Origin of the sequence: Pseudactinotalea sp. Z1739, from assembly GCF_049725055.1 — a bacterium.
Classification (GTDB): domain Bacteria; phylum Actinomycetota; class Actinomycetes; order Actinomycetales; family Beutenbergiaceae; genus CALKWS01.
The window spans coordinates 111,024-123,480 of the sequence record NZ_JBMPQA010000010.1 but is presented as its reverse complement, the minus strand read 5'-3'; the positions used below and the strand labels follow the sequence as shown (position 1 = coordinate 123,480).

The window sequence follows — 12,457 nt, the reverse complement described above, 5'->3', positions numbered from 1 at the left end:
GATGTAGGGGTAACTCATTCGGCGAGGTCGGCGTACAGGATGGTGGACAGGTACCGCTCACCGAAGGAGGGGATCACCACCACGATGGTCTTGCCCTCGTTCTCCGGACGCGCGGCCACCTGCAGCGCGGCGTCGATCGCGGCACCGGAGGAGATGCCGACCAGCAAACCTTCCTCGGTCGCCGCGCGCCGGGCCTGCTTGACCGCGGTCTGGGCGTCGACGTCGATCACCTCGTCGTAGACGGAGGTGTCCAGGATCTCCGGGACGAAGTTGGCGCCCAGGCCCTGGATCTTGTGCGGCCCGGGGTCTCCGCCGTTGAGGATCGGGGACTCGGCCGGCTCCACCGCGATGATCTGCACCTGCGGCTTGCGCTCCTTGAGTACCTGGCCGACTCCGGTGATCGTGCCACCGGTGCCGATCCCGGAGACGAAGATGTCGATCTCGCCGTCGGTGTCGTTCCAGACCTCCTCGGCGGTGGTCTTGCGGTGGATGGCGGGATTGGCTTCGTTGGCGAACTGGCGGGCCAGAACGGCGCCCTCACGCTCGGCCGCCACCTGCTCCGCCTTGGCCACAGCCCCCTTCATGCCCTCCGAGCCGGGGGTGAGGATGAGCTCGGCGCCGTAGGCCTTGAGCAGCATCTTGCGCTCGTTGGACATGGTCTCGGGCATGGTCAGCACGACGTTGTAGCCACGGGCAGCACCGACGAAGGCCAGCGCGATACCGGTGTTCCCACTGGTGGCCTCCACGATGGTGCCACCCGGGGGGAGTTCACCGGAGGCTTCGGCCGCGTCGACGATCGACACCCCGATCCGGTCCTTCACGCTGGAGGCGGGGTTATAGAACTCGAGCTTGGCCAGCACGGTGGCCCCAAGTCCCTCGGTGAGTTTGTTCAACCGCACCAGCGGCGTGTTACCGACCAGGTCGGTGGCGTTGTCGTAGATGCGAGCCATAGGTTTCCTCCTGTTCGGCGGGCACCGTTCTGCGCCCGGACGAGATTCCGCTGCCAGCCTGCCATGCTCGGCGCCCGATGTCGTCGCCAGCCCGGATCGTCTCGAATCACGAACGCGAGCCGCAGTTCCTGCGAACGCGAGCCGCAACTCATCCCGGGCGACGGCTGCCACCCGCTACAGCCAAGGAGGGCACGGGTTTATTCCTTGACCACCTTGCTCCAACTGTTACAGTTCTTATATAACAGTCAGATGTTGATCCGGGTCGACCAGTCGAGCGAGACGCCCCTGTTCGAGCAGGTGGCGGCCTCGGTACGGGCCGGCGCGGCCGCAGGCCGGATCCGGCCCGGCGAACGGCTGCCCTCGGCCAGGGAGGTGGCCGCCGCACTGGATGTCAACCTGCACACCGTGCTGAAGGCCTACCAGGACCTGCGCGATGAGGGTCTGGTGACGATGCGCCGTGGCAGGGGCGCAGTGCTGACAGAAGCCGCGGGCCACCTGGCCCAGATCCATCGCGACGTTCTCGACCTCGTCGAACGGGCCCGGGCCCTGGGTTTGTCCACCGAAACACTTGCCTCGATCGTGAAGGAGCTCTCCGATGACCGCTGAACCCACCAGCAACGGCACGGTCAGCAGGTTCGGCCTCGTCACCATCCTGATCCCGGCGATGCTGACGACCGCGGCCGTCATCGTCCAGGTGGCCATTGCCCCCGCACTACCGAACCCGGTGGCCATCCATTGGGACGCCGCCGGCGCGCCCGATGGGTTCGCTCCGCTATGGACCGTGATTGCGGTGACCGTGCTGACCGGCTTCGGTGTGCCCGCGCTCATGGGCCTGAGCGCCCTGCCGGGCCTCAAACTGGGTGATCAGGGCGTGACCTACCGGTTCCTGGGCGCCACCGCAGTCGGACTGTCGGCGATGCTCACGGTGCTGAGCACCTGGTCGCTGATGGTCCAGCGGGGCCTGGACGATGCGACACAGGTCGCCACGATCACCCCGGCGGTGCTGATCAGTTCGCTGGTGGGACTGGCCGCCGGGGCCGGTGGCTGGTTCGCCCAACCGCACATGCCTGCGGTCACCAAGCCGGAACGCTCCTCCGAACCCCTCGATCTTGCTGAGGGGGAGGACGTGGCCTGGCTACGCGTCACGACCTTGGGCGGGTCGGGCATGGGCATCCTCGCGGTCAGCCTGGTCGCGCTGCTGCTGGGCACCATCGCGGCCTGGTTGATCCCCACCGACCCGACGATGCCGTGGATCCTCACCGGCACGCTGGCGATCCTGATGGTGGCCGCCGCCGTAACCGGGGCATTCCGGGTCCGCGCGGGCCGGGATGGGCTCACCGTGACCTCGCTGGTGGGATTGCCCCGGTTGCGGGTGCCGCTGGCGGACATCGACTCCGTCGGTGTGGTGGATGTCAATCCGGCCGGGGAGTTCGGGGGAGTGGGTCTGCGGTTCGTGCCGGGACGGTTCGGAGTGGTGCTGCGCACCGGAGAAGCCATCCAGGTCACCCGCCGCAACGGGCGCCAGTTCGTGGTGACGGTCGACGACGCCGCTACCGCCGTGGCGGTCTTGGCGGCCTATCGGGTGCGCAGCCGCGCGGACACCCGGGAGAATGGGTGAGGAGCCGACCGGACGTCGCGTGCACGGGCCGGCAGGGTACGGGGGCGGCGGTCCGGGTGTGCGCGGTGCCACATCGGCGACGCATCGCTGTCGGGGTCGGGATGTGGGTATGATGTCCCGGGCGCAGCGTGACTGGCAATCCTTGCTGCGGCGTGCAATCCGGTCCGAACGGACCAGCGCACGCGCCTGACTCGTTGTCTGGGCCTTGTCCGGAGCCACCAGCCCGCTGGCAACCAGAGCCCGCGCCGTCGAACTACGTAGGAAGCAGACATGAAGAAGGACATTCACCCGGAGTACCACCAGGTGGTGTTCCGCGACATCTCCGCCGACTTCTCGATCCTGACGAAGTCCACCATCACCTCGGAGAACACCGTGGAGTGGGAGGACGGCAACACCTATCCGGTGGTCGACGTCGACATCTCCGCCGCTTCGCACCCGTTCTACACGGGCAAGCAGAAGATCATGGACACCGCGGGCCGGGTGGAGAAGTTCCGCCGCCGCTACGCCAAGCCCGAGGGCAAGTAGGCGTCCCCGCTCGGTGACCCACGCCGTCGGCCCTTCGTGGCCGGGGCGACCATCACACAGACAACTCTCGACGGAAGGGGAGGTAGGGCTCATGGCAGTTCCCAAGCGCAAGCTCTCGCGCAGCAACACCCGCTCGCGCCGCTCGCAGTGGAAGACCAAGGCCGCGGACCTCGTACCCGTCCGCGCCGGCGGGCGTGAGGTCAAGGTGCCGCGGCGCCTGGCCCGCGCCGTCGAGCGTGGCCTGGTCGATACCGACGACTGAGTCGGCCGCCGCACGGATTCCAGGGCCGTCACCCCAGCGGGTGGCGGCCCTGAGTCGTCCCTACCTCCCGGGGCTTGCACGTGGGGCTGCGCCATCCCTGCGGCAGCAGCAGCGTGCCCGCAGCCGGCGCGCCCCACGCGCACCGCGTCGGAGACCATCGGGGCCCGGCCCACGTCGATGTGGGCACGGCCTGCTCCGACCTCATGGAGCGGGTGACGAGAATCGAACTCGCACCATCTGCTTGGAAGGCAGAGGCTCTACCATTGAGCTACACCCGCGTGCGGCAGCAATTCTACATCCTTCGCGCGGCCGATCGAGCAGCCACCTTCAGTGGTGCCGGGTAGGGGGTTGGCAGGGATAGAATCCCTGATTGGCGCCGTGTGGTTGCCTCGGGATGTGGCGCAGGTTGGTAGCGCGTCCGCTTTGGGAGCGGAAGGTCGCAGGTTCAAATCCTGTCATCCCGACCAGCAGGACAGGTCTCAGCCCTTCACATCGAGAGGTGAGGCCGAAGCACCGCTGAGCGATGTCGCGACGATCAGCTCGCGCACCGCGCCCTCGTCGCCGGACACGCGCACATCCGGCAGTTCCTCGAGTGGGACACCCCCGATCACGCACGCGCTCCAGTCCCGGGTGGTGGCTGAGGCCTGCGCATCGGTCCGTTGCGGGTCCGGCGACCGCTCGATGGTCGTGGCTCGCGCGGTCATCCGCGCCACGTAGGTGACCGGTTGGGCGTCCGGCCGCCTGGAGTCGGTGAGCACCAACGCGACACATCGCTCACCTCGGCCCCTGGAGGCCGGCCGCGCGTGGGCGCGCATCGCGAGGATCACGGTGTCGGGGCTCATATCCGCCTCGCGGGGCAGTGCGGGCGATGTCACGGCCCACCGGGACAGAGCCGTGTTGACGGCTTCCAGTCGGTAGCCCCATTCGGTCAGTTCGTAGACGTCGATGCGCCCTGGTCCGGGCCAGCGGCGTCGTTGCACCATGCCGCCGGCCTCCAGGTCATGCAGGCGCTGGGTCAGGACGGTGGGCCCGATACCGATGACGTCTCGCTGGATGTCGGAGAAGCGCTTGGGCCCCAGCAGGAGTTCCCGAACGACGATCATCGTCCACCGTTCGCCGATGAGGTCGAGTGCGTGGGCGGCGGCGCAGCCGTCGTTGTACGAGCCGTATGACCGTCGGGATGCCATTGACACATGATACTACTGATCCTGTAGCGTGCACTTTGCTATCCGTAGTGACACCGGTAGGTGGCACCCACACCCGAGGAGGAGCCAGCATGGGGGCATTGGCAGGAGAGACTTGGCGGACCGTGCACGCCGAGCGGCGGCGGCTCGTGAGGGATGTCTCCGGGCTTGGCGACGACCAGTGGCGAGTCTCCTCCCTCTGTCCGGGTTGGGATGTCCACGACGTCCTGGCGCACCTCGTGGATACCGCGCGCACCGGGCGCGTGGCCTTCGTCCGCGACCTGCTGATGGCCCGAATGGACTTCGACCTCGCGAACGCGAACGGCATCGTCCGGCACAAGCGACAGGACCCGCGGGACACGGTGGAGGCGCTCAAGCAGGCCGCTGACCTGACGCGGACGCCACCGGCGCGCCTCGCAACCCGACTGGTCGAGGCCATCGTGCACGGCGAGGACATCCGCCGGCCGCTGGGCATCATTGGGTGGTATCCGGAGGCTGCGATCGCGCGGGCTCTGGAATACCAACTGCGCACCCCCGTCTCCTTCGGTGGTGGGCGCGAGCGCGCTGCGGGCCTGCGACTGATCGACCGGAGAACCGGGGCGGTCTGGGGCCGTGGCGAGGACGTGGTGGCCGACGCCATCGATCTGCTGCTCGCAGTCTCCGGGCGCCGCGTGGATCGGGAGTGCCTCACGGGAAGCGGAGCATCCCCACTCGCCGGAACCGCCCCGGGAACGCCGGGGGCAGGCGCGGCGTCGCACCGGTGACGAGGGGAGCGAACACCATGGGCAGAGGGGACGACGGGCTGTGGGCGCTGATGCGGGCCGAGCGGTCCGCGCTGGCGGAGGACCTGTCGACCCTCAGTGCGGACCAGTGGCGACACGACACGTTGTGCGGGCAGTGGGACGTCGAGCAGGTTGTCGCGCACCTCACGGCGGCCGCCAGCCTGAATCAGTGGCAGTGGCTACGGAGCATGTGTGGCGCACGTTTCCGTCCCGACGTCCACAACCAGCGGCGGCTCGCCGAGTACCGCGGCGACACTCCCGCCGCAACGCTCGACCGGTTCCGTGCTGTGATCGGTAGCACCACGGCACCGTCCGGCCACACCGCGGCCTATCTCGGTGAGGTCGTCGTGCACGGCCAGGACGTCCGCTGGCCGTTGGGGCTGCCCAGGAAGCCCAGCATCGAGGCGCTGACGCCCGTGGCCGACTTCTTCGCCCGACGGGACTTCGCCGTCGCCAGCCACACGCGGGCGGCCGGTCTGCACCTGCGGGCAGACGATGGGCCGTTCGCCACTGGCTCCGGGCCGCTGGTCACCGGTTCTACCCTCGCCTTGGTGATGAGCATGGCCGGCCGCGCACCGTACCTCGACCAGCTCCACGGGCCAGGAGTGCCGATCCTGCAGGCACGCCTGGACGGCAGCACAGCCTGAACCACCGTCGCAGGACTCACCATCCGCGCGAACCCATCACCTCACGAAAAGGGCGCAATGACCGACTTCCCGCAGAACCTCGACCACACCTTCACCGCTCCGATCGGCGTCGACGTCAAAGGAGAAATCTGGTCATGCGTCGAGATGCCGGGCTCAGCCGGGTTCTTCGGGACCAGGAAGAGCGTGCGGGTAGACGCCACCGTGGACGAGATCCCGATGCCCGACGTCGGACTGATGGTCACCGGTCGTGGCGGGCACATGCTCTCACTCAGTGCCGCGATGCGTAAGCGGCTCGGCAAGAGCCTGGGCGACGACGTCGTCGTTCACCTGCTACGCCGTCTCCGCTGAGCTCAAGCCTGTCCGTTCAGGTATCCCGCCAGGCGGGTATGGCGCGCGGCACTGGCTTCGTTCAGGCCGGTGATGGTCACACTCTTGCCCTTGTCCCGGTACTTCTGCGTGATGGCATCCAGGGTCGCGACGGTCGAGGCGTCCCAGATGTGGGATCTGGACAGGTCGATGACGACGTTCGCGGGGTCCCCGGTGTAGTCGAACTGGTAGATCAGGTCGTTGGAGGAGGCCCACAGCAATTCACCGACCACGCCGTACACGCGGGTGTTCTCATCCGGGCGGTCCAGTTCGACCACGTGGGTCAGGTGGGCAACCCGGTTGACGAACATGACGGCTGCGACCACGACACCGGCGAGCACCCCGTAGGCGAGGTTCCCGGTGGCCACCGTGATCACCACGGTGGTGACCATGACCGCGGTCTCGCTCTTGGGCATCCGGCGCAGCGTGCGCAGTCGCACCGAGTGCCAATCGAAGGTTCCTACCGAGACCATGATCATCACCGCGACCAGGGCCGCCATCGGGATCCGGCCGATGACGTCGCCGAAGCCCACCACCAGGATGAGCAGGAAGACCCCGGCAAGGAACGTGGAGATGCGGGTGCGGGCGCGGGATTCCTTGACGTTGATCATGGTCTGGCCGATCATCGCGCACCCGCCCATGCCGCCGAAGAAGCCGGTGATGATGTTCGCCACGCCCTGCCCCCAGGACTCGCGGGTCTTGTTGGAGTGGGTGTCGGTGATGTCGTCGACCAGTTTGGCCGTCATCAGCGACTCCATCAGCCCCACCAGGGCCATCCCGATGGCGAACGGGGCGATGATCCGCAACGTCTCCAGCGTCATAGGCACATCGGGCAGGAACAGCGTCGGCAAGGAGTCGGGCAGTTCCCCCTCGTCGGCCACATCGGGCACCCGCAGGGAGAACGCCAGCGTCACCGCCGTGAGCACCACGATCGCCACCAACGGGGCGGGCACCACGGTGGTGAGTTTGGGCAGGAACACCAGGATTCCGATGCCGACGGCGACCATCAGGTACACCATCCAGGAGACCCCGGTCAGGTAGGGCACCTGGGCGAGGAAGATCAGGATCGCCAGGGCGTTGACGAACCCGACCATCACGCTGCGCGGGATGAACCGCATCAACCGGGCCACCCCGAGCACACCGAAGAGCACCTGGATGATCCCGGCCAGGATCACCGTGGCGATCAGGTAGTCCATCCCGTGCTCGCGCATCACCGGGGCGATCACCAGCGCGATCGCGCCGGTGGCCGCCGAGATCATCGCCGGGCGGCCCCCCACGAAGGCGATCGAGACCGCCATCGTGAAGGAGGCGAACAGCCCCACCCGCGGGTCCACCCCGGCGATGATGGAGAAACTGATCGCCTCCGGAATCAGTGCCAGGGCCACCACCAGCCCGGCCAGCACCTCGGTGCGCAACCTCCGCGGGTTCCGAAGCGCCCCGAGCACGGAGGTGACGTCCTCCGTACGGGCCTGACGCCGCTGCATCGGGGTGCGCCGCGGTGGACGCGGCGGAGCAGAGGATGAGGTCATGACAACTCCGTGCTCGTGGGGGATGCCCGACGTCCTGGGCGGATCGCCGGACACGGGCCGGGCGGGGCGGGGCGCACCGGGACGAGGCCCGGCCCAGCGCTCAACCCTACCCACCCGATTCGCCGGAGCGCCCACGGGCCGTGTGGGGACCTCTGGTGAGGAACGGCGTCACCGACCGGCAGCGCCCTGGCGGGCGAACAAGGCCCTACGGCCGGGGTCTGCGGGATGTCTGCGCCACCAGCGCCAGCACCGAGGCGGCCGTCACGACGGTGATAGCCAGGGGGAGCGAACTGGCCGAGCTCATCGCGCCGATCGCCGGGCTCAGACCGATCGCGGTCACGCGAATGGACAGGGCGATCCAGGTCACCCCGCTATGCGGGCGAAGACCCGGAACCTGATCGGCGCGGGCGAAAGCCAACGGGATGGTGATGGCGCTGCTCAACCCGGCCAGTGCCAGCCCGGCGACCGTCAGGGTTGCCGACGGCACCCAGGCCACCAGCAGCAGGCCGGCGATCATGCCGATCAGGCTGGTCATCAGCGCGGTGTGCTCCCCGACCCGGTCCACGAACCGGTCTCCGAGCATCCGTCCGATGAACTGGGCGATGAGCAGCGCGCTCAGCCCGATCCCGGCGGAACCAAGCGCCACTCCTCGTTCGGTGGCCAGGAGCACGGCGGACCAGTTGTTGCCCACGTCCTCCACCGACATCCCGGCCAGTGCCAGCAGCCCCAGGGGCAACAGCAGCCGGAGCGAGAACCAGTTCGGACGCCGCGAGGCCCGCATCGGTGCGTCACCTGATCCTTCGCCTCTACCGGTGCCGTCAGCGACTGCGGTGCTGCGATCCGGGAGGAACGCCCGGCCGGCCACCGTCATCGCGGCCACGCAGGCCAGCCCCCAGCCACCAAGGTGAATCGGCAACGGCACCGCTGCGGTGGCCGCGAGGGTGCCGACCACGCCGCCGGCTGCCGCACCCACGCTCCACCCGGCGTGCATCGAGTTCAGCACCGAGGAGCCCCGAGCGGCCTGCACGGCCAGACCCTGGGCGTTCTGGGCCACGTCCACGATGGCATCCGCCCACCCGGCCAGGGCCAGCCCGGCCAGCACCAGCCAGACGTTGCCCGCACTCACCCCGAGGGTGGCCAGGAACACGCAGACGGCGACCCAGGCGGTGCCGGCGGTCGTGGTGGCCCGCGTGCCGATCCGGCGCAGCACGATCCCGGGCAGGTTCAATGCCGCCGCGGCGCCGACGGCGTATCCGGCCACGAGCAGCCCGAAGGTGGCATCGGAGAGGGCGAGCAGATCCTTGACCTCGGCGTACCGGGCCAGCAGCGTCGCCGGGAGTGCGCCGTTGGTGGCGAAGGCGATGGTGACCGCGACCCGGGCGCGGCGGACGTCGGTGGGCACGCTCGGCAGCCTTGCATCAGCGCCTCGCGCGGGCCAAATCGTCACCCGGCCGAGTTGAAGGGGCACGGGCCTGCTGTGAGACGTGCTACCCGGCCACGCGGGCACTGGTAGTGGGCGGGTAGGATGGATCCGCTGCGCGTGTCGGTGAGCCCTGCCATGCCCAGGTTTCTGTGCCGTCCGCTGTCTTGACATGGGTGGCGTCAGGACCGAGAGCGGGCCCACGGCGGGTGCAGGCCACCGACGCCGGCCCTGAAGACCCCAAGTGAGACATGGAGCCAATCAAAGTGAAGAGCGCAGTCGAGAACCTCGACCAGACCCGCGTGAAGCTGACCGTGGAGGTCCCGCTCACCGACCTGCAACCCAGCCTGGACCGGGCGTACAAGGAGGTCGCCCAGCAGGTCAGCATCCCCGGCTTCCGCAAGGGCAAGGTGCCCCCGCGCATCATCGACCAGCGCGTCGGTAAGGCTGTGGTGATGGAGCAGGCGGTGAACGAGGCGCTGCCGGGGCTCTACCGCGACGCGGTGGTGGAGGCCGGGATCAAGCCGATCGGCCAGCCCTCCGTCGAGGTCACCGGACTGCCGGGGGTCGCTGAGTCCGAGGACCTGGTCTTCACCGCCGAAGTGGATGTGCGCCCGGAGATCACCCTGCCGGACCTGTCCGAGATCACCCTCACCGTCGACGGCGTGGAGGTCACCGAGGAGGACGTGGAGACCGAACTGACGACCCTGCGCGAGCGGTACGCCACTCTGGTCGGTGTGGAGCGGCCGGCTGCGGACGGGGACTTCGTCACGCTGGACCTGACCGCCACCATCGAGGAGGAGGAGATCGATTCGGTCTCCGGTGTCTCCTACCAGATCGGCGCCGGCAACATGCTCGAGGGACTCGACGAGGCGCTGACCGGGCTTTCCGCCGGGGAGACCACCACGTTCTCCTCCGCCCTGGTGGGCGGGGACCATGCCGGTGAGGACGCCGAGGTCACCGTGACCGCCAGCGTGATCAAGGAGCAGGAACTGCCCGAGGTCGATGACGACTTCGCCCAGATGGCTTCCGAGCACGACACCGTCGAGGAGCTCAAGGAGTCGCTGCGCACCCAGGCCGCCGACGCCAAGCGCAACGAGCAGGCGATCCAGGCCCGCGACAAACTGATCGAGCACCTGCAGGAGGCCGCCGACTTCCCGATCCCCACCGGTGTGGTGGAGGACGAGGTCACCCGACACCTGGCCGCCGAGGGTCGCGAGGACGACACCGAGCACGGCGAGGAAGTGCGGGTGGAGACCACCGAGGGGCTGCGCCGGCAGTTGCTGCTGGATGTCCTGGCTGAGCAGGTCGACGTCAAGATCGGTCAGAACGAGGTGCTGGAGTTCATGCTGAACACCGCCCGTCAGTACCAGATGGATCCCAACGAACTCATCAAGAACGCCTCCGAGAACGGGCAGATGCCTTCCTTCATCGCCGAGGTCACCCGGAACAAGTCGGTCGCCACCGCGCTGCGGCAGGTCAAGGTGGTGGACTCCACCGGGGCCGAGGTGGACCTGACCGACTACATCGGTTCCGATGAGGAGGACGCCCAGATGGAGGCCGAGGCGCAAGCCGCGGCTGTCCAGGCCGCCGCAGGCCCGGCCACCGAGTTGGTGGACGTGGACCTGGACGAGGGCGACGACGACGCGGCCGCCGAGGCGGTCGAGGGCACCGACGCCGGGGACCAGGCCGAGGAAGCCGAACCGAGCAAGGACTGATCCGCTCGTCGGCTGCTGCGCCGACAGCGAAACCGACCCGCCGCCGGCATGGCTTTGCCGGCGGCGGCGTTAGTGTCAACAGCAGGAGTTTTCCAGCCCGTCGACGATCAGGAGAAGGTACGTGAGCGAGATGCCCAAGGCTGCCTCGGCCGATTCCAAGAACTTCGCCCTTGGTGACCACATCTACAGCCGTCTCATGTCCGAGCGCATCATCTGGCTCGGTTCGGACGTGCGTGATGACAACGCCAACCAGATCTCTGCGCAGATGATGCTGCTCGCCGCAGAGGACCCGGACAAGGACATCTGGCTGTACATCAACTCACCCGGTGGTTCGATCACCGCCGGCATGGCCATCTACGACACCATGCAGTTCATCAAGCCCGACGTGGCCACCGTGGCCATGGGTATGGCGGCCTCGATGGGTCAGTTCCTGCTGTCCTCGGGAACTCCGGGGAAGCGGTTCGCCACCCCGCACGCACGGGTGATGATGCACCAGCCCTCCGGTGGGATCGGTGGCACGGCCACCGACATCAAGATCCACGCCGAATTGATCCTGCACATGAAGAAGGTCATGGCGGAGTTGATCGCCGAGCAGACCGGCAAGAGCGTTGAGCAGATCAACCGCGACTCCGACCGGGACCGCTGGTTCACCGCCGCAGAGGCCCTGGAGTACGGCTTCATCGACGAGGTGGTCTCCTCCGCCAAGTCCGTCGGCAACTGATCAGTCCACCCAAGACCAGGAGATGCACACGTGAACATCCCCCACATCCAGGGCTTCGGTGGCCGGGCCGCCAGCCCCTCTTCCCGCTATGTGCTGCCCCAGTTCGAGGAGCGCACCGCCTACGGCTTCAAGCGCCAGGACCCCTACACCAAACTGTTCGAGGATCGAATCATCTTCCTCGGGGTGCAGGTCGATGACGCCTCGGCCGACGACGTGATGGCCCAGTTGCTGGTCCTGGAGGCCCAGGACCCGGACAGCGACATCATCATCTACATCAACTCACCCGGTGGTTCCTTCACCGCGATGACGGCGATCTACGACACCATGCAGTACATCAAGCCGCAGGTGCAGACGGTGGTGCTGGGCCAGGCCGCCTCCGCCGCCGCGGTGCTGCTGGCGGCCGGGACGCCGGGTAAGCGGCTGGCGTTGCCGAACGCCCGCGTGCTCATCCACCAGCCTGCGATGGAGGGCGGCTACGCCCAGGCTTCCGACATCGAGATCCACGCGAACGAGATGCTGCGTATGCGCGAGTGGCTCGAGGCCACCCTGGCCAAGCACTCCAGCACGCCCCAGGAACAGATCACCCAGGACATCGAGCGGGACAAGATCCTCTCCGCCGCCGAGGCGCTGGATTACGGTCTGGTCGACCAGGTGCTGGAGAGCCGCAAGGCCCCGTTGCCGGAACTGGGCCCCGGAGACGACGCCTGACCGGGTCTGTTCCCACCGCCTCCCTCC

The 12,457-nt window shown here is 68.2% G+C and carries 14 protein-coding genes and 2 tRNA genes; 11 read left to right on the top strand and 5 right to left on the bottom strand.

The window, feature by feature from the left end; all coding sequences use genetic code 11:
* Nucleotides 1–14 precede the first annotated feature (14 nt).
* A complete protein-coding gene (cysK, locus tag ACO0LV_RS13745; protein WP_424788481.1) occupies nucleotides 15–950 on the bottom strand; it encodes a cysteine synthase A in 936 nt (311 codons plus the stop codon).
* 249 nt (nucleotides 951–1,199) lie between these two features.
* Here cysK and ACO0LV_RS13740 point away from each other — a divergent pair, with 249 nt between their 5' ends.
* From ACO0LV_RS13740 to rpmF, 4 genes are all read left to right on the top strand, one after another.
* On the top strand, nucleotides 1,200–1,556 hold the full coding sequence (locus ACO0LV_RS13740; protein ID WP_424788480.1) for a GntR family transcriptional regulator: 357 nt from the start codon (nucleotides 1,200–1,202) through the stop codon (nucleotides 1,554–1,556).
* Nucleotides 1,546–2,568 (top strand): DUF1648 domain-containing protein, encoded by a 1,023-nt coding sequence (locus ACO0LV_RS13735; RefSeq protein WP_424788479.1) that lies wholly within the window; start codon nucleotides 1,546–1,548, stop codon nucleotides 2,566–2,568. The genes ACO0LV_RS13740 and ACO0LV_RS13735 overlap by 11 nt, the downstream gene beginning before the upstream one ends.
* A 270-nt stretch (nucleotides 2,569–2,838) precedes the next feature.
* Entirely contained in the window at nucleotides 2,839–3,093 is a 255-nt protein-coding gene (locus ACO0LV_RS13730; protein ID WP_424788478.1) for a type B 50S ribosomal protein L31, read from the top strand.
* Nucleotides 3,094–3,184: 91 nt separating this feature from the next.
* On the top strand, nucleotides 3,185–3,355 hold the full coding sequence (rpmF, locus tag ACO0LV_RS13725; protein ID WP_424788477.1) for a 50S ribosomal protein L32: 171 nt from the start codon (nucleotides 3,185–3,187) through the stop codon (nucleotides 3,353–3,355).
* A 204-nt stretch (nucleotides 3,356–3,559) separates the two neighbouring features.
* Here the strand turns inward: rpmF and ACO0LV_RS13720 are convergent.
* A tRNA-Gly gene (locus ACO0LV_RS13720) sits at nucleotides 3,560–3,633 on the bottom strand.
* A gap of 112 nt (nucleotides 3,634–3,745) precedes the next feature.
* Between ACO0LV_RS13720 and ACO0LV_RS13715 the strand changes: the two genes are divergently transcribed.
* A tRNA-Pro gene (locus ACO0LV_RS13715) sits at nucleotides 3,746–3,822 on the top strand.
* Nucleotides 3,823–3,834: 12 nt separating this feature from the next.
* On the opposite strand, the gene ACO0LV_RS13710 is transcribed toward ACO0LV_RS13715, so the two are convergent.
* Nucleotides 3,835–4,542, bottom strand: coding sequence for a winged helix-turn-helix transcriptional regulator (locus tag ACO0LV_RS13710; protein ID WP_424788476.1), 708 nt, complete (start codon nucleotides 4,540–4,542; stop codon nucleotides 3,835–3,837).
* 122 nt (nucleotides 4,543–4,664) lie between these two features.
* Here ACO0LV_RS13710 and ACO0LV_RS13705 point away from each other — a divergent pair, with 122 nt between their 5' ends.
* Genes ACO0LV_RS13705 through ACO0LV_RS13695 form a run of 3 tightly spaced genes read left to right on the top strand, consistent with a single transcriptional unit; the run spans nucleotide 4,665 to nucleotide 6,316 of the window.
* Entirely contained in the window at nucleotides 4,665–5,303 is a 639-nt protein-coding gene (locus ACO0LV_RS13705) for a maleylpyruvate isomerase family mycothiol-dependent enzyme (RefSeq protein WP_424788475.1), read from the top strand.
* A gap of 17 nt (nucleotides 5,304–5,320) precedes the next feature.
* On the top strand, nucleotides 5,321–5,968 hold the full coding sequence (locus ACO0LV_RS13700; protein WP_424788474.1) for a maleylpyruvate isomerase family mycothiol-dependent enzyme: 648 nt from the start codon (nucleotides 5,321–5,323) through the stop codon (nucleotides 5,966–5,968).
* Between the two features lie 57 nt (nucleotides 5,969–6,025).
* Nucleotides 6,026–6,316 (top strand): DUF1905 domain-containing protein, encoded by a 291-nt coding sequence (locus ACO0LV_RS13695; protein WP_424788473.1) that lies wholly within the window; start codon nucleotides 6,026–6,028, stop codon nucleotides 6,314–6,316.
* 2 nt (nucleotides 6,317–6,318) lie between these two features.
* Here the strand turns inward: ACO0LV_RS13695 and ACO0LV_RS13690 are convergent, their stop codons facing one another.
* Nucleotides 6,319–7,863, bottom strand: a complete 1,545-nt coding sequence (locus ACO0LV_RS13690; protein ID WP_424788472.1) for a SulP family inorganic anion transporter — start codon at nucleotides 7,861–7,863, stop codon at nucleotides 6,319–6,321.
* A gap of 205 nt (nucleotides 7,864–8,068) precedes the next feature.
* The gene (locus ACO0LV_RS13685) at nucleotides 8,069–9,265 is read right to left on the bottom strand and encodes an MFS transporter (RefSeq protein ID WP_424788471.1); all 1,197 of its coding nucleotides are present in this window, start codon (nucleotides 9,263–9,265) and stop codon (nucleotides 8,069–8,071) included.
* A gap of 284 nt (nucleotides 9,266–9,549) precedes the next feature.
* Here ACO0LV_RS13685 and tig point away from each other — a divergent pair, with 284 nt between their 5' ends.
* The 3 genes from tig (at nucleotide 9,550) to ACO0LV_RS13670 (ending at nucleotide 12,430) form a co-directional block, all read left to right on the top strand.
* Nucleotides 9,550–11,001 (top strand): trigger factor, encoded by a 1,452-nt coding sequence (gene tig / locus ACO0LV_RS13680; protein ID WP_424788470.1) that lies wholly within the window; start codon nucleotides 9,550–9,552, stop codon nucleotides 10,999–11,001.
* A 130-nt stretch (nucleotides 11,002–11,131) separates the two neighbouring features.
* Nucleotides 11,132–11,722: an ATP-dependent Clp protease proteolytic subunit gene (locus ACO0LV_RS13675; RefSeq protein WP_424788527.1), complete on the top strand. Its 591-nt coding sequence runs from the start codon at nucleotides 11,132–11,134 to the stop codon at nucleotides 11,720–11,722.
* A 30-nt stretch (nucleotides 11,723–11,752) separates the two neighbouring features.
* On the top strand, nucleotides 11,753–12,430 hold the full coding sequence (locus tag ACO0LV_RS13670; RefSeq protein WP_424788469.1) for an ATP-dependent Clp protease proteolytic subunit: 678 nt from the start codon (nucleotides 11,753–11,755) through the stop codon (nucleotides 12,428–12,430).
* Nucleotides 12,431–12,457 lie beyond the last annotated feature (27 nt).

Bases quoted from the DNA above. Each gene is read 5' to 3' on its own strand.
- ACO0LV_RS13730 (WP_424788478.1), top strand. From the start codon at position 2,839: ATGAAGAAGGACATTCACCCGGAGTACCACCAGGTGGTGTTCCGCGAC.
- rpmF (WP_424788477.1), top strand. From the start codon at position 3,185: ATGGCAGTTCCCAAGCGCAAGCTCTCGCGCAGCAACACCCGCTCGCGC.
- ACO0LV_RS13710 (WP_424788476.1), bottom strand. From the start codon at position 4,542: ATGGCATCCCGACGGTCATACGGCTCGTACAACGACGGCTGCGCCGCC.
- ACO0LV_RS13690 (WP_424788472.1), bottom strand. From the start codon at position 7,863: ATGACCTCATCCTCTGCTCCGCCGCGTCCACCGCGGCGCACCCCGATG.
- ACO0LV_RS13675 (WP_424788527.1), top strand. From the start codon at position 11,132: ATGCCCAAGGCTGCCTCGGCCGATTCCAAGAACTTCGCCCTTGGTGAC.
- ACO0LV_RS13735 (WP_424788479.1), top strand. From the start codon at position 1,546: ATGACCGCTGAACCCACCAGCAACGGCACGGTCAGCAGGTTCGGCCTC.
- ACO0LV_RS13740 (WP_424788480.1), top strand. From the start codon at position 1,200: ATGTTGATCCGGGTCGACCAGTCGAGCGAGACGCCCCTGTTCGAGCAG.
- ACO0LV_RS13700 (WP_424788474.1), top strand. From the start codon at position 5,321: ATGGGCAGAGGGGACGACGGGCTGTGGGCGCTGATGCGGGCCGAGCGG.
- ACO0LV_RS13695 (WP_424788473.1), top strand. From the start codon at position 6,026: ATGACCGACTTCCCGCAGAACCTCGACCACACCTTCACCGCTCCGATC.
- cysK (WP_424788481.1), bottom strand. From the start codon at position 950: ATGGCTCGCATCTACGACAACGCCACCGACCTGGTCGGTAACACGCCG.